The sequence below is a fragment of the Yersinia massiliensis genome, from assembly GCF_003048255.1.
Taxonomy (GTDB): Bacteria; Pseudomonadota; Gammaproteobacteria; order Enterobacterales; family Enterobacteriaceae; genus Yersinia; species Yersinia massiliensis_A.
In genome coordinates, this window is the sequence record NZ_CP028487.1 from 764,895 (window position 1) to 780,922 (window position 16,028).

A 16,028-nucleotide genomic window follows, 5' to 3' on the forward strand; every position below is an offset into this window, starting at 1 on the left:
AATAAGCAGGTTATTACCACGGAGTAGAACCCATGAATCTTACTAATACGCTACAGAACACATTATCAAAACTTACCGGAACTACTCTGAATCGCTACCGCCTCGATATTCCTTCCTGCACATCACCATTGGATGTCGAAGATTTCAGCGGCAATGAGGGACTCAGCAATACATATCACTACAATATTCTGTTCACGAGTACAGACAAAAATATTGATGCGGACCAATTACTGCGCAAACCAGCAACGCTGATGATGGGAACTGGCTTGTTGCAGAGTTTGATGCAACAGAAGGTAGTACACGGTGTTATCACAGATTTTCGCCGGATATCAGGTTCAGCCGACCAGGTTAATTATCAGATCACGCTGGAACCTTTCATTGCATTGTTGGATAACCAGTACCGCACACACCGTTTCTTTGTTAATAAATCGGTACCTGAAGTTGTCGAGCAGATACTTCAGGAACATGGCCTGAAAGACTGGGAATATGAGTTCACGCTGAAACAAACCTACCCAAAACGTGAGCAGATAAACCAGTATCAGGAGACAGACCTTAAATTTATTGAGCGGTTACTCTCAGAGATGGGGATATTTTACTTCTTCACTCTGCAACCAGACACCCAGACTGAAGTGGTCAATTTTGCCGATAAGCAGAGTGCTTATGAGTTTGGCAAGACGCTGCCACTGAATAGTCCATCAGGCATGAGTGATAGTGGAGTGCAGTCGGTTTGGGGGATGAGTGTGCATCATAATGTCGTCGAGGCCAGCGTTACTGCGAAAGATTACAACTACCGTGAAGCGCAGAAAATACTGCAGTCCACCAAAGCAGATATGACGCGCGGCGATGGTGAAGGGGTAACTTATGGCGAAGTGTATCACTACAAACCACGCCATCTGGATACCGGCGATAAAATTGATCCCACAGCGGAAACCGGTAACTTCCTCGCCCGTCTTGACCATGAACGTTTTCTATCAGCACAAACGTTGATCACCGGTCTTAGCACCGATCCAACTTTGCATCCTGCTCAGGTACTGACGGTCACCGACACATCAATCCCATCCACGCTGCCAGAGTTACTGGCACAACCGATGGTTGTAGTCCGTACAGGGTTTAGCGCCAGCCGTAGAGATGCACTGAAAGTGACCATTGCCGCGGTACCCTACAGCGAAACCCTATGCTGGCGTCCGGCATTGCTTCCACGTCCAAAAGTCAGCGGCACGATGATGGCACGAGTGACCAGTGCAAAATCGAACGATATTTATGCCTGGCAGGATACCTCCGGCCTATATCGGGTGAAATTTGATGCAGACCAGGACGATAAGGCACAGGGGCAGGAGAGCATGCCAGTGCGACTCGCCAAACCTTACGGTGGCGATGTGTACGGTATCCACTTTCCGCTGATACAAGGCACCGAGGTAGCGATAGCCTTCCATGATGGTGACCCGGACCGCCCGTATATTGCCCATGCTCTGCACGATTCGCGTCATACCGACCATGTCACCGAGAAAAATAATACCCGCAACGTGATCCGCACGCCTGCTTTCAACAAGCTCAGAATGGAAGACAAGCGCGGCGAAGAGCACATCAAGCTGAGTACCGAGTACGGCGGTAAAACCCAATTGAACCTCGGGCACAACGTGGATGCTCAGCGAGTCCTTCGTGGTGAGGGTGCCGAGTTGCGAACGGATGATTGGGTAGCGGTACGGGGGGGCAAAGGGGTATTTATCAGTGCGGATAAACAGCCGTCTGCCGGTGGGGAGATGCTGGATATGGCGGCTATGCAGGCATTGCTGTCTCAAGCACTTAGCCGAATGGAGTCGCTTTCTCAATCGGCACAGGTAGCAAAGGCTCAGGTCTTACATTACGAGCAGCAACAGAAATTAATGGAGGAAAAACTGCTTGAACTTAAACAGGCAGTGTTACTTGCCAGTGCCCCTGAAGGGGTTGCCGTGGTGAGCGGTGGCCATCTTCAAGTGGCCGCCAGTGACAATATCTATATGACGTCAGGTCAAAGTGCAGAACTGGGAGCAATGAAAAATATCTCTTTAGCGGCGGCTAAGAAGATATCTCTCTTTACAGAAAGTGAGGGCGTCGAGACGATTGCAGCAAAAGGCGATCTTATTTCTCAGGCCCAGGCAGGGAACATTGATATCGTTGCCAAGCATAATATTTCATTAACCAGTACCACTGATAATATCACCTTGACAGCAGCGAAAACGCTAACGTTGAATTGTGCCGGTGGGGCTTATATTCGCCTTTCAGGTGGCAATATTGAATTGGGTTGCCCTGGTGATATCACGATGAAGCAAAGCAAACTTTTATACAGTGGCCCGGCATCTCTAGAGTCGACATTACCAGAGCTGCCAGGCAGTGGCCCTCAGGCGATCAAGTTTATGTTATTAGATGCGCAGGGTAATGCAGCACCGTCAGCCATGAATGTCAGACTATTTGACAGTGATAATAAAGAAAATCTGTGGTCATCCACCTTCGGTGATGGTGAGACTGGGATTTTCGAGTTACAGGATAACAAAAGTTTCCATGCCATTATTGGTGATGATGTCTGGACCAGTCTCTTCACTGATGATGACGAGATGCCCGATGAAGAAGCTGATGATGAATCGTTTGATGAGTCGTTTGATGATGATCATGGTCCGCAATACGATGAAGAGTTTAATACTTTGAAGGAGGAGTAACCATGGAGCAATATACTGTTCAACCGGGTGACAGCTTATGGAAGATTAGCCGTCGCTTTGGTGTTGAAATTAATGATCTTAATAGTATTAACGGTCTTAACACCAAGGCAAAACAACATATTATTCATCCAGGGCAGATGTTGGTGCTACCTTCAAAGGAGAAAACGTATGATACACAGCTTAATTTAAATATTTGTGATCTCAGGTGGCGACCACTTAAAGATACCAAGCTCAAACTAACTTTTGATGGTAAGACTCGCGACTATATTACCGATGGCAACGGCTCGGTGGCCGGAATCCTTATTGAGGACAGTACCAAAGGTATTAAGGTCGAGTTACAGCACCTAGATAAAAAGCAATTTATAGTTATTGCCAATCATCCCAAAGCACCATTAGGTAATAAAACCCTGAGAATAAACTCAAGAGAGATGGTGGTCAAGGGAAGTACCTTAGTGAAAACAGGGACTCAGCAATCTACCAAGCAGCAGGAAAAAGAAAAAGCTAAAAACAATAATAGCCTCTCAACCACACCGGCTAATCCCCCAAAGTCTGTAACAAATAAGCCTAAAGCGAATCAGGCGCTACCGATCAATCAGACTACCCGCACTGAAGGGGGGATACCAACCAGTGTCAATAATATAGGTAATGTCAGTGAGGGGCTACTCCTACCTCCACAGGCAGAGAGGTATCGTAGTTATATTATTGAAACAGCAAAAAAATATGATTTCCTACCGGAAGGCCTAGCAGCACTTATTTATGCTGAATCCAGGTGGAAGGCCAACGCGACTAATACAGTAGGTTCGGGTGCAGTTGGCTTAGGACAGTTTAAGCCAGTTACTTGGTTAGTTATGAGTACAAACCCACAATCTAAAGTATACCAATATTTGACCAAAAAATATTCTTATCAGACAATTATATATAAGAGCGAGGGTCTCTACGGTACTGTGATTTCTCCTACGGGTGAGGTAAAGGAAAAGGAAATAAATAAAGAAGTGGTATTAAGGTTGCGTAGCGATGAAGAGTATAATATCGACATGATAGGCTTATATGATCGGCAGGGGGTTGATAATCTTGGTAAGAAATTATCTAGTGTGTCATCATTATGTCCTGACGAACTAGTAAAATTAGCTTACTTGATCCACATGAATGGTGAGAGTGGCGCATATGATATTATAATGAATAAAAAAGTCACGGGGACGAAATATAAAATTTATTCTGAGAGTTCTTTTCAAACTCGGCTTCAGAGTAATCTAAATAATCGAGAAAAGGAAAAGAGATACCTTTCTATTGATGAAACATATAGAACAGCTTTTATTGCATGGATGGTGGATTTTTATAATGCTATAGTTGTTCCAGACCATTTTAGGTTAAAACCAACAGGTAAAACTTATTCTATTAAAGATATTATAAAGAAACTCAATCCGGACTTTAATGTTAAAACTGATTTACCAGCACTAAGGACGCAGACTTCTGATAGTAATGCTAGAGTTAACCAGTCCGCAAACACTGGCACTCCAGCAAACACAAGTGCAAGTAGTAGTACGTTAACAACATCTAATACCCCTGCTAGTGCTGCAATACAATGGCGTAACCCGCTGGCTATATGTCGTATAAGAACCCATGGATTACGTAGTGCAAGAAGCGCAAGTTTTGGCAGTTCTGTCAGGATTGGTGCTAATGGGGCACCTAGAGCTCATCAAGGAGTCGATATTGCTGCGGAACCTAGAACACCTATTTATGCCGTAGCGGATGGGCGTGTAGCTTTTATTACTAATAGGGGTGATTATGGGCAACAATTATGTATTGTTGTTCAGGTTGATGATTTGCCGCTATCAAAGAAATCCCTTTGTCATAACTTGAGGGAAATTTATTTCTTCTATGCACATCTTTCTGAAATTAGCCTTAATCTATCGCTTCACAGTCCGATAAGTTGCGGTGACTGCATTGGTAAAACTGGCAGTACTGGGAATGCTAGCAGGATGACCACCATTGTTAGGGGCGCTCATCTGCATTTTGAGGTGAGAACACGTAATCCTTCAAGGGCTGGTATGCTTGATCGTATAGATCCCGTTCCTTTTATTGATGGCTTCAATTATCCCTGAGGGTTAATAATGAAATACTTAATGGCTATTTTTTTTATATTAGTAACACATCTTTGTTGGTCAAATGATAAATTTCCTGTAATTAGCAAGGAAACCTGGGAAAATAATTCAAGTGAACTTATGCAAAGTATATTCGATAATGAGCAGGAGCAAAAAAACACTCAATATAAAGATGAGCAAAATAAATTACCCGATGATAAAAGAGAAAAGAGGTTGTCTAAAAATCAGTATTGGCTTGTAAATAAAAAACAGGACCTATGGCTTGGCCTCTTTGATGGTAAACAGGTGGTGGTGCCGGGTGGTATCTATGATGGTCTCCTTGAGAAAACCTCTCAGTATCAGCAGGTGATCCGAGTTAAACAACATAATCGAATATCTCAATTTTTGCTAACTAATTTAACACAAGACGGAGTCGAATATCCTCTGCTTTGTATAGGGAAATCGGACTCTATTTTAAAAGACTCGCCAGATTATTTGCTTTTTTACTCAGCTTGTACATTTGAAAGTTTACAACTAGATTCGCAACAGCATGAGGGCTATTATGATATTTTATTCTATAGTAAAACTTACGATACATTAATTAGATTGAATGGCTTTCCTTATTCAGCTAGTGGTGGAGATATTGATTACTATTCTAAGGGCCTTAGAAAGATAAAAGATTACTATATGGACTTTAATATTGAAGTTGCATTTAAATTTATAGGAAAAGATCAGGTTATTGAGGTAAACCCTAAAACTGGAACCTACAAAAAACCTGAAAAAATACAAGAAAGAAATTCTAGTGGTCAGTGGGTAATGGTTGATGATCCTGAACAGTTTAAACCTGACCTGCTGAAAAGGTTACCGGAAGTAGTTGTTAATAATTAGTATATTATTTTTTGGAATAGGTGTTATTTTATGAGAAAAACCATTTGTGTTGGAGATAAAACATCTCATGGTGGTGTGGTGTTAACTGGCTCAGCTCAAGTCTCTATTGATGGCAGGCTTGTTACTCGCAAATCAGATAGAGTTTCTTGCCCCAAACATGGCATAAATAGCATTATTGAAGGTGACGAAAACCATTGCGATAATGGACTCCCCGTTGCGTTAGAGGGGCATCATTGTGCTTGTGGTGCTACGCTTATCTCCTCTGGTTCGCTTGTACTCAAGGAGTAAGGGCATGCCAGTAAACATTCTCGATATACCTGCTGAGATAAAAACAACTACTAGAACACCATCTCTATGGCTATGGGGCAGTATCTTATTATTGATTGTCATAGTTTATCTATGCATTTTTCTGGGTTTCTTTTCACAGTATCTGTCTAAAAATCCTTATATTTTTTGGCCGGAACTGCTGTTAATACCTTTGTTACTTTGGGGCGGGATTTTTACTTTCAGGTTATTACTATGGAATGGCAGTAACTTAGAGGCGGAGTATTGGAATGCAACACGTACTGATTATTATCAAGCGTTGCTGCAAAAAGGAAGAGTTCATCTTAAAGTTATTGATATAAAGGTTAAGTTTCCTGATATTAGTGGGGACGTAACTGATGCAATGAGTAACTCTCTCTTACCTGTTAGATATACACCTAAATTTACGCATATGTCACGGTATCTCGCCTTTTCTTCATCTGTACATAACATTAATGAGAAAGAACAGTATGAAGAAAGGATGAAGTCCCTTTTTAATAAAATGATGCCTGAGTTGCTAGAAGATATCTATACACATATAACTCTGTTACCGCCAGGTGCTATGTTGACTATCATATCTGTTTTTTCTGATGATCTGAAATTGCAGTTGGAAAAATTGTGGGGTAAGCGCTTTAATCCCATTTTCCCTTTTTCAAATATTCTGTTTGGTAATAGTGTATATGAATCGTTAGATTCATGGTTAGATGAGGGACAAAGTGAATATATTATTCTCATTGCCGCTCATTTGCATGGAAATGAACTGATCAATGACAGTGTTGATAATCAATCCGAGTCAATTGTTTTATTATTTGGAAAAAATAGCGAGAGTTTTGAAAATAAAGAGTTATCCTTTGACTCTCTCTATCGACCTGAAATTGGGTGGGATGGTGTAGATAAATCAATTATTTGGGGTGAAGTGTCCTGCGATAATCAATTGTCAGGTGTTTTATATTCTGGTTTAAGTGAAAAAGAAAAAAATGACATTGTGATAAAAACGTCTGATTTCATGTCTGAGAGTGCATTGATGTCATTTAATTATATTAATACTGCTGATTACCTATGTTTATGTGGGCCGGCAACTGAGGTTTTACAGATTAAGTACGTGAAGGAGTTTCTTGAACCAGGGCGTTACTTGATTATAAATAAATACCATAATTCTTTAATCGTGTCCTATTTTCTCACTTTAGCCGCCGATAATAAGGGTGGGCTATAAAATGAAAACTTTTATTATTAAATTTTCTAGTATGTTTTTTGTTATTGTTTTCATGGCTTTTTTGTTTTTGCTTTTTTATTTTTGGGGAGATGAGTTGGGGTGGACCTCCGCGAAAGATAAGTTACTGGTTGGCGGCACCATCCTGTCAGTTTCCTTTTTCCTCTCCTTGGCGCTTGCCAGTCGGCGTTCATTAATTGCTGTAGGTTCTAGACTGAGATTCTTTCGGAAAGTAGATAATGAGCAAAAGAATGCGGCTGTTCAGAAAGTACAGCTAAAACATCTGGCTGTTAGCAGTGCCTGGATCCGTGAACTGCAGCAGACTCTCCGCACTCACTACGGCCGCTTTTGGCCCCGCAAAGTACGCATCCTTCTACTCACTGGCAGTGCGGCGGATGTCGAGCAACTCACTCCGGGCCTGACATCGCAATACTGGCAGGAAGACAGTGGCACCGTGCTGCTGTGGGGAGGCGATCTTGGGGCACAGGCGGATAGCGCGTGGCTGGGTGCTCTGCGTAAATTACGCGGACGTCCGCTCGATGGTGTCGTTTGGGTGACCTCAGCCTTAGCTCAACGCACGATGCTGGGTCAGAAAGACGCTAAAACAGCACTCACCGCCGATATGATGGACAGCGTGGCGCAGGCGTTCGCTGCGCGTTTTGACCTGCTTGGCTGGCGGCTGCCGCTGTATGTCTGGTCACTGCACGCTGATGATGGAGCTGACCGTATCACGCAATCTGTGGGCTGTTTGCTGCCAGCAGGTTGCCAACCAGACGAACTGAGAACACAACTTGACGGGCTGTTGCCATCCTTGATTGAACAGGGTACGCAACAGATTAGCAGTAACACCCAGCACCCGTTTTTGTTGCAACTGGCCGATCAGCTAGCGCGTCAGCCGGACTCTGTCGCGGGTCCTCTTGCGACGCTACTGAACCCTTATCGCCCTTCACCGCTGGCGGGGGTTATCTTCAGTCCGGCATCCGTCAATGCAAAACGCAGTGTGAAACATCACTGGGCCAAGGATAACCGCTGGGATGTGTTGATTGATTCAATCTCATCATTACCCACCGGTCTGGCAGCGAAAAAACTGGGGTTCGCTTGGCGTAAAACGCTAGGGGTCGTTGTGGCTGGTGGCATGGTGTTGTGGGGCGCAGGGATGGTGATGTCATTTCTGATAAACCGAGACGCTATAATAACCAGTGAGTCTCAGGTGAAACTGGCGGCTAACGTGCAGCAACCTCTTCCGGCGCGTCTTCAAGCGCAACTGGATATGCAACACACGTTAGACAGATTGCAGTATCGCCAGCAACAAGGCGCACCGTGGTACAGCCGGTTTAGTTTGAGCCAAAATGATCCGCTGCTGACCGCTCTCTGGCCGCACTATCAGGCCAGCGCAATGCCTCTACTGCGTGATGCCGCCGCCCGTCACCTTGAAGACCAACTCACCACGATGGCGCAGCTTCCACCTGACTCTCCACTACGGGACACGCTGGTAAAACCCGCTTACGACCAATTAAAACTCTATCTGATGTTGGCGCGTCCAGAGAAAATGGATGCGGCGTGGTTTAGCCCCACGCTACTCCAAAACTGGCCACAGCGCAGTGGCGTACCGGACAGCATCTGGCAGGGCAGTGGTCCCACGCTACTGAGCTTTTATGCCCAGAATCTTTCTCAGCACCCATCTTGGCGTTTGAAGCTGGATGAAAACTTGGTCAGTCAGGTACGTACCCGGCTGATTAGTCAGATGGGGGCCCGCAACAGTGAGTCTTCGCTCTACCAAAAGATGATGGTTCAGGTCGCGCATCAGTATGCCGATCTGCGCCTGTCTGACATGACGGGCGATACCGATGCTGAACGAATATTTTCCACTGACGCCGTTGTGCCGGGCATGTTTACTCGTAAAGCTTGGGAGGACGCAGTCAAACCGGCGATTGAAAAAGTGGTCACTGAGCGTCGGGAAGAGATGGACTGGGTGCTGAGTGATATCAAAAATGCCGTCATGCAGCAGGATTCTCCAGAAGCCCTTCAGGCGCGTCTGAAAGCGCGCTATTTCGCTGATTTTTCCAGTAGTTGGCTAGACTTTCTCAACAGCTTGCACTGGCAGCAGGCACAAACATTATCTGACTCTATCGACCAGCTCACGCTGATGGCAGACGTGCGCCAATCTCCTTTGGTGGCGCTAATGAACACCCTGAGCGTGCAGGGGAAGACGGGGCAAACGGGTGAGGCGTTATCAGACTCGTTGGTGAAATCAGCCAAAAATCTGTTAAATCGTGATGAACAACCAGCTATTGACCAACAAGCCGGTGCTCAGGGGCCACTGGACGCGACTTTCGGGCCAGTACTGGCGCTGATGGACGTCAAAGCTGGCGGGCAGGGCAACACCAACCTCAGTCTGCAGACCTTCCTGACTCGAGTCACCCAAGTCCGCCTTAAACTCCAACAGGTGGTGAATGCTGCCGACCCTCAGGCCATGACTCAAAGCTTGGCCCAGACGGTATTTCAGGGTAAAGCGGTCGATCTGACCGAAACTCGGGATTACGGCAGCCTGATTGCCGCCAGTCTCGGGCAAGAGTGGAGTGGATTTGGCCAGACGGTATTTGTTCAGCCTATGGAGCAGGCGTGGCAGCAGGTATTGACGCCAGCAGCGCAGAGCCTGAATGCCCAGTGGCAGGCGTCTATTGTGGATGATTGGAACAGCACTTTCGGCGGACGTTATCCGTTAAAAGATACCAGTAGTGAAGTGTCACTCCCGCTGTTGGCTCGTTACCTCAATAGTGACAGCGGCCGTATCGCCCGCTTCCTGCAAACTCGGTTGAACGGTGTGCTGCACAAAGAGGGCAGCCATTGGGTGCCGGACAGCATTAATGCTCAAGGATTGACATTTAACCCTGCGTTCTTGGCAGCCGTAGACCAACTGAGTTATTTGTCTGATGTGGTGTTTGCTGACGGTGAAGCGGGTATGCGTTTTGAACTGCGCCCAGGAACAGCCAAAGATGTGATGCAAACTGATCTGGTCATTGATAGTCAGAAACTAAACTATTACAACCAGTTACCTGTCTGGAAACGTTTCGTCTGGCCCCATGATACTGAAGCGCCAGGTGCCAGCTTGAGTTGGATAAGCACCCAAGCAGGTACCCGACAGTTTGCCGATCTCCCAGGCGCTTGGGGATGGATCCGGTTACTGGATAAAGCTCAGGTCACACCTTATCAGGGCGTGAACAGCAGTTTTAATCTTACCTGGAAAGCCCCTGATGGCCGGCCTCTGAACTACACCCTACGGACGGAAGCGGGAGAAGGTCCGTTGGCGTTACTGAAACTGCGTAACTTTGTTTTACCGACGCAAATATTCAGTGTAGATGCGGTAAGTCGCGTTCAGACGTCGGATACCACCCTATCGGATAACATCATATCGGATACTACATTAGGAGAAGCATACTGATGGCGACGTTGCACAGCTTACTCAACGCCTGCCATGCAGAACAGCAGGTACTTTCGCAACAGGCCCAGCCGCAGATTTCGCTCTGGGAAAAATGGCTCGTTCCCATCTCAGCGGATGCACCGGTGGGTGATGACCCCGGTTATGACGATGACTTCCAACAGATGCGCGAAGAAGTCAACAAACTGTCCGGCGCAGACATCGATTTGGTTTGTGCACTGGCGGAGAAGCTGCTAACCGGTGCATGCAAGGATGCACGTGTCGCGACCTATTATATCTGGGCGCGACTGCACATTAATGGCGAAAGTGGACTGGCGGACGGTTTAGCTCTGCTGGCCGGATTGGTCCAACGTTTTGGTGATGCGCTGCATCCACAACGTGGCAATAGCCGCAAATTAGCACTGGAATGGTTGGCCGGTAGCCGGATGCTGGACAGCCTGTCGCTCTATCCAGAAGTCGCAAAGGCTGACTTTGAACGTATTGTGGGCGCGCTGGCGTTAATTGAGGAAAGCGTGGGAGGCTGGGATGAGTCCACGCGTCCTCAGTTCTCTAGCCTTTATGCGGCATTAGAAAACCGGCTGATGCAGTCCGGCGGTCCTGACGCCGTCATTCCACAAAACAGCAGTCCTTCCCGCCACGCGGCACCTGATGCGCCTGCACTGAAAGCGGTCACCTCTGGGCGTGATTTGCTCGATCAGGCAAAACTGTTGGCAAAATACTTGCGCGACCAGCCAAACGGCTGGCTGTCGGGTCATCATCTGATGAAAAGTATTCGCCTAGATACACTGCATGAACTTCCGCCGTTGGCAGCAGACGGATGTACTCGCCTAGCCCCGCCAAAGCCGGAGAACCGCGCCCTGCTTAAACGTCTCTACCTCCAACAAAGTTGGCTGGAACTGCTGGAACAAACCGACATCCTGTTCGCACAGGGCGTGAATCACCTATGGCTTGATCTCCAGTGGTATACCCATCAGGCGCTGATGAAAACGGGCGCACCGCATGAGCGCTGGGCTGACATTATTAAGCAAGATCTGAACGGTCTGCTGACCCGCTTGCCGGGGCTTGAAGGTCTGGCATTCAGTGATGGTACCCCGTTCGCCGACGAAGTGACCCTGCACTGGATAAACCAGCATGTCATGGCCTCAGAAAGTTGGGGAGGTGAACCCGCAGCATCGGCCAGTACCGCGGGCGATGACGATATTCTGCAATTGGAACCTGAAGCATTGGCGCAGGCCGACAGCGAAGGCGTGGAGGCGGCGCTGAATTGGCTGCAAAACCGTCCCGGTATCCGCACGTCTCGCCATCAGTGGCTTATCCGTCTGCTGATGGCGAGGGTCGCTGAACAGTACGGAAAAAATGATATGGCACTGCATTTACTGGGTGAACTGGAGGGGAATGCGACCCAGATGACGCTCAGTCAATGGGAGCCAGAACTGCTGTTTGAAGTGAAAGCCCGTCGCCTGAAACTACTGAGAATGAAAGCCAGTCGGACAGATTCGAACAAATCACACCTGCATAGTGAGATGGAAAACCTGCTCGCCGGATTAGTGGCCCTCGACCCAGCACGAGCTGCGGTGCTGTGTGGTTAATCGATAACCCTCTCCTGAAAAAAAGAAAACGATGAAAGACCTTACCCTGCGTTATTACGACGTCGAAATGCGCTATCTGCGCGATGCCGCTAAAGAGTTTGCCCAAACTCACCCTGATCGGGCGGCCATGTTAGATCTGGATAAGCCCGGTACGCCGGACCCTTATGTGGAACGTCTGTTTGAAGGTTTTGCCTTCTCCATGGGGCGACTGCGTGAAAAAATCGATGACGACCTGCCGGAGTTCACCGAAGGGTTGGTGAGCATGCTCTGGCCGCATTACCTTCGCACTATTCCTTCGCTGTCCATTGTCTCGCTGACCCCAGATGTTCCGGCGATGAAAATAGCCGAAACGGTGCCTGCAGGAATGGAAGTCTACTCTCGCCCAATCGGGCCGAAAAATACGGTCTGCCAGTACCGAACCACCCGCGATATGGTACTCAACCCACTTTCCGTCTCAACCGTGGTGATGGCAACGGAACCGGATGGCCGTTCGGTGTTGCGTCTTCGACTGGCATGCAGCTCACAGACGGACTGGTCGCAGGTGGATTTACGTCGTCTGTGCTTTTATCTGGCGGGAGACGCACCGGTCAGTAGTGCGTTACATCTGGCGCTGACCCGACGTCAGGCAGCACTTTATTTGCGCCTGCCCAATCAGACTGACCGAATAAAACTGGATGGCTGGTTTTCACCCGGCGGCTTTGCAGATGAAGATCTGCTGTGGCCAAAAGGCGATAGCGCCTTCAGTGGTTATCAATTGTTGCTGGAATATTTCACTTTCCGCGAAAAATTTATGTTCGTGCATCTGAACGGACTGGAAGCAGTTACGTTGCCTGCGGGCATGACCTGGTTTGATATCGAAGTTGTGTTTGACTGCCAATGGCAAAGTGATTTGCAGGTAAGAGATGATGCACTTCAGCTACATTGCGTGCCGGTCGTTAACCTATTCTCTCTGGAAGCTGACCCACTGACCATCAATGGGCTGGAAAGTGAGTATATGCTACGCCCGCGCCGTTTACAGGATGGACATACCGAGATTTACTCCGTGGACTCGGTGACCGGTTCGCAACGGACATCTGATGCCACCTATGTTCCTTTTACCAGTTTCCGCCATCGCGGCGGGATGCAGAGACGCCATGCACCGGAACGCTATTTCCACACTCGGGTGAAAAGGGGCGTCACTGGGCTGCACGATACTTGGCTTATTCTTGGGGGCCAGCAGTGGGAGGCGGACAGAATGTTCACCCGCGAGGCAGTCTCACTTAAGATTACCGGTACCAATGGTCAACTACCGCGCAAAGCGTTACAAAGCACATTGTTAGACCGTTGCGAGGCGGTATTACAAACACCGCTGAAAGTACGCAATCTCTGCAAGCCTACACTACCGTCTTATCCTCCAGCGGAAGATCACTTTCAGTGGCGGGTACTGAGCCATCTGGGTTCAAGCTACCTCAATTTGATGAGCAGTGCACAAGTGCTGCGTGGAACGCTGGAGCTGTACAACTGGCAGGGTGATGAACTGAATAATCGCCGTCTTGATGCTATTCAGCACGTGCAACATCACCAGACTCAGCGCTTTGAAAAAGGCTTTCTGCTACGGGGTATCGACATTGAAGTGACGCTTGATGGTAACGGTTTTACCGGCGAAGGTGACATTTATCTGTTCGGAGAGATGCTCAATCGCTTCTTTGCGCTTTACGCTGACATCCATTTGTTCAATCAGCTTACCCTTATCGTTCAGCCTGTTGGGAAATGTATCCGATGGAAAGAGAACCACAATCAGCGTCTGCCCGGCTAATCGAAAAACTGTGGGATAAACTGCCGTATACCCAGTTTTATCGCTTCTGCCAGTTACTGGAGCAAAGCCAGCCGGATGCCCCTCTATTAGGTAGCCACTGGCAGGTGAGACACGATCCCGTTCGTTTTCGTCCTCATCCGGGCATGGGGTTTCCGGCGAGTGAGTTTAAGCGGGTGGAAATACCCGAACATGCACATCTGCCACCGACCATTCGCACCACCTTCCTGGGGCTGTATGGCGTGGAGTCGCCGCTGCCCACGGCGTATATCGACGATATTACCCAGCGCCGAGAAGGGTATGAGGCAGTCAGTGACTTTCTGGATATTTTCAATCACCGACTGACGACTCAGTATTATCGCATTTGGCGTAAGTACTCCTATCCAGCCAGTTTTTCTCCCGGAGGTACGGATAAAACCTCTCAGTACCTGCTAAGCCTTTGTGGTCTGGGTATTGAGGGGTGTGCACAGAATATCGCCACGCCGGTATCTCGCTTTCTGGCACTGACTGGCATGATGCGCCTGCCCACACGGACGAGCGAAGGCATTATTGCACTGGTTCAATTACTGGCGCCGGAAACAGAGGCCCATGTGATAGCCCATGACCGTTGCCGTATACCCTTACGTAACCCTCTAACGATGAGTGCGCGTCGCCCCGTCAGCATGAGGAGTAGCCCAGTGATGGGCAGTCATGCGGTGGATGTTAACAGTCAGGTCTTGCTGAAATTAAAGACGGATAACCCCGATGAAGCCAGAGAGTGGCAACCCGACGGGCAGTTACACACGGATTTATTGGCACTACTGCATGTGTATTTGGGGTCTCGACTGCATGTGCGATTACAACTCACGGTGTTACGTGCGCTTCTACCTGATGCCCAACTTTCCTGCCAACCCAAAAAAACGGGGATCCTATTAGGTAGAACGGCAGTAATGCGAACATCGCGTGCTATGTCAATGACGCAAACCAACACCGAATTAATCACGATTAATCTGGGCCGCTATCAGCGAGTTCAGGAAAATTTTCACCGAAGGGAAACCGATGAACATGGCGACTATCGCTGGTAAAACACATTTTTCATTGCTGATGCTGGTCATGATATCCACCCTAAGCGGGTGTGGACTGACCCAGAAAGTCAGTGACGGTACTGTCGCCGTGACAAAATCCATTTTTTATAAGCAGGTGAAAATACTGCATCTGGATATCAAAGCGCGGGACGCGGTTAACAACAATGCGACAGGTATCCCGCTGGCGACAGTAGTACGTATTTATCAACTCAAAGATCGTAGCACTTTTGATGGTACCGATTATCCCTCTTTATTTGCCGAGGATAGCCAAGCCATCAAAGCCGATTTGATTGCCGAAAAAGACATCCGTATTCGTCCAGGCGCTGCCGTGTCCATTGATGTTCCGCTGGATGATAAAGCGGAGTATGTGGCGGTCGCGGGCATGTTTCTGGCACCCGATATTGCTAACAATACTTGGCGAGTGGTGTTGAGCCGTGATGACCTCGATCCCGATAAGGCTCGTCAGATTGAGCTGAATCACCATGGGATGACTCTTTTGCCCTTGAAGGATTAGTCATATGCCCCAGCCATCTCTTTATGAAATGTTGTTCGGTAACTTAGCGGGTGGTCTCGATCTTCATCAGTTAAGCGAAGCCAATCAGGAGATCCTCTCGGTGCTCGACAACATGCAACGTATTCTTAATTGTCGCGCCGGTACGCTCAGTCACCTCCCCGATTTCGGCCTGCCTGATATGACCAAAATCTTGCAAGGCATGCCCGGTTCGGCGCATCAACTGATCGATACCCTTTCGAATGTGTTGCTGAAATATGAGCCGCGGCTCAAGAGCATCAATGTCGTGATTCTGGAACAAGGTATTCCCGGTGAATTGCGATATGCCATTGATGCCGAGCTGAAAGGCGTTGGGCTGGTGCGATATGGCACGGCGTTTATGCCAGAAGGACGAGTACTTATCAGGCATATGAAACAGCAGCAGTACCTTGATCCCCGAGCCTCCGTGTAATCACACT

At 47.9% G+C, this 16,028-nt stretch carries 11 protein-coding genes; all 11 read left to right on the forward strand.

Features of this window, described 5'->3' with window-relative positions; all coding sequences use genetic code 11:
* Positions 1 to 32: 32 nt before the first annotated feature.
* Genes DA391_RS03465 through tssE form a run of 11 tightly spaced genes read left to right on the forward strand, consistent with a single transcriptional unit; the run spans position 33 to position 16,021 of the window.
* Entirely contained in the window at positions 33 to 2,693 is a 2,661-nt protein-coding gene (locus DA391_RS03465; RefSeq protein WP_108087376.1) for a type VI secretion system Vgr family protein, read from the forward strand.
* Positions 2,694 to 2,695: 2 nt separating this feature from the next.
* Positions 2,696 to 4,795: a peptidoglycan DD-metalloendopeptidase family protein gene (locus DA391_RS03470; RefSeq protein WP_108087377.1), complete on the forward strand. Its 2,100-nt coding sequence runs from the start codon at positions 2,696 to 2,698 to the stop codon at positions 4,793 to 4,795.
* A gap of 9 nt (positions 4,796 to 4,804) precedes the next feature.
* Positions 4,805 to 5,662 (forward strand): hypothetical protein, encoded by an 858-nt coding sequence (locus DA391_RS03475; RefSeq protein WP_226722734.1) that lies wholly within the window; start codon positions 4,805 to 4,807, stop codon positions 5,660 to 5,662.
* Between the two features lie 30 nt (positions 5,663 to 5,692).
* Positions 5,693 to 5,950, forward strand: a complete 258-nt coding sequence (locus tag DA391_RS03480; RefSeq protein WP_072084731.1) for a PAAR domain-containing protein — start codon at positions 5,693 to 5,695, stop codon at positions 5,948 to 5,950.
* A 4-nt stretch (positions 5,951 to 5,954) separates the two neighbouring features.
* Complete coding sequence (locus DA391_RS03485; protein WP_240624787.1) at positions 5,955 to 7,178, forward strand: hypothetical protein; 1,224 nt, start codon at positions 5,955 to 5,957, stop codon at positions 7,176 to 7,178.
* Position 7,179: 1 nt separating this feature from the next.
* Positions 7,180 to 10,617 carry an ImcF-related family protein gene (locus DA391_RS03490; RefSeq protein WP_108087379.1) on the forward strand — a complete coding sequence of 1,146 codons (3,438 nt, stop codon included), beginning with the start codon at positions 7,180 to 7,182 and terminating at the stop codon, positions 10,615 to 10,617.
* Positions 10,617 to 12,203, forward strand: coding sequence for a type VI secretion system protein TssA (tssA, locus tag DA391_RS03495; RefSeq protein WP_108087380.1), 1,587 nt, complete (start codon positions 10,617 to 10,619; stop codon positions 12,201 to 12,203). Before DA391_RS03490 ends, tssA begins: the two co-directional genes overlap by 1 nt.
* Before the next feature lie 31 nt (positions 12,204 to 12,234).
* Entirely contained in the window at positions 12,235 to 13,998 is a 1,764-nt protein-coding gene (gene tssF / locus DA391_RS03500) for a type VI secretion system baseplate subunit TssF (RefSeq protein ID WP_108087381.1), read from the forward strand.
* Positions 13,962 to 15,059 carry a type VI secretion system baseplate subunit TssG gene (gene tssG / locus DA391_RS03505; protein WP_172986889.1) on the forward strand — a complete coding sequence of 366 codons (1,098 nt, stop codon included), beginning with the start codon at positions 13,962 to 13,964 and terminating at the stop codon, positions 15,057 to 15,059. The genes tssF and tssG overlap by 37 nt, the downstream gene beginning before the upstream one ends.
* Positions 15,040 to 15,573 (forward strand): type VI secretion system lipoprotein TssJ, encoded by a 534-nt coding sequence (gene tssJ, locus DA391_RS03510; protein WP_276308728.1) that lies wholly within the window; start codon positions 15,040 to 15,042, stop codon positions 15,571 to 15,573. The genes tssG and tssJ overlap by 20 nt, the downstream gene beginning before the upstream one ends.
* 4 nt (positions 15,574 to 15,577) lie before the next feature.
* The gene (gene tssE, locus DA391_RS03515) at positions 15,578 to 16,021 is read left to right on the forward strand and encodes a type VI secretion system baseplate subunit TssE (protein ID WP_049607751.1); all 444 of its coding nucleotides are present in this window, start codon (positions 15,578 to 15,580) and stop codon (positions 16,019 to 16,021) included.
* Positions 16,022 to 16,028: the final 7 nt, after the last annotated feature.

Bases quoted from the DNA above. Each gene is read 5' to 3' on its own strand.
- DA391_RS03485 (WP_240624787.1), top strand. From the start codon at position 5,955: ATGCCAGTAAACATTCTCGATATACCTGCTGAGATAAAAACAACTACT.
- tssA (WP_108087380.1), top strand. From the start codon at position 10,617: ATGGCGACGTTGCACAGCTTACTCAACGCCTGCCATGCAGAACAGCAG.
- tssE (WP_049607751.1), top strand. From the start codon at position 15,578: ATGCCCCAGCCATCTCTTTATGAAATGTTGTTCGGTAACTTAGCGGGT.
- DA391_RS03480 (WP_072084731.1), top strand. From the start codon at position 5,693: ATGAGAAAAACCATTTGTGTTGGAGATAAAACATCTCATGGTGGTGTG.
- tssF (WP_108087381.1), top strand. From the start codon at position 12,235: ATGAAAGACCTTACCCTGCGTTATTACGACGTCGAAATGCGCTATCTG.
- DA391_RS03465 (WP_108087376.1), top strand. From the start codon at position 33: ATGAATCTTACTAATACGCTACAGAACACATTATCAAAACTTACCGGA.
- tssJ (WP_276308728.1), top strand. From the start codon at position 15,040: ATGGCGACTATCGCTGGTAAAACACATTTTTCATTGCTGATGCTGGTC.
- DA391_RS03470 (WP_108087377.1), top strand. From the start codon at position 2,696: ATGGAGCAATATACTGTTCAACCGGGTGACAGCTTATGGAAGATTAGC.
- DA391_RS03475 (WP_226722734.1), top strand. From the start codon at position 4,805: ATGAAATACTTAATGGCTATTTTTTTTATATTAGTAACACATCTTTGT.
- tssG (WP_172986889.1), top strand. From the start codon at position 13,962: ATGGAAAGAGAACCACAATCAGCGTCTGCCCGGCTAATCGAAAAACTG.
- DA391_RS03490 (WP_108087379.1), top strand. From the start codon at position 7,180: ATGAAAACTTTTATTATTAAATTTTCTAGTATGTTTTTTGTTATTGTT.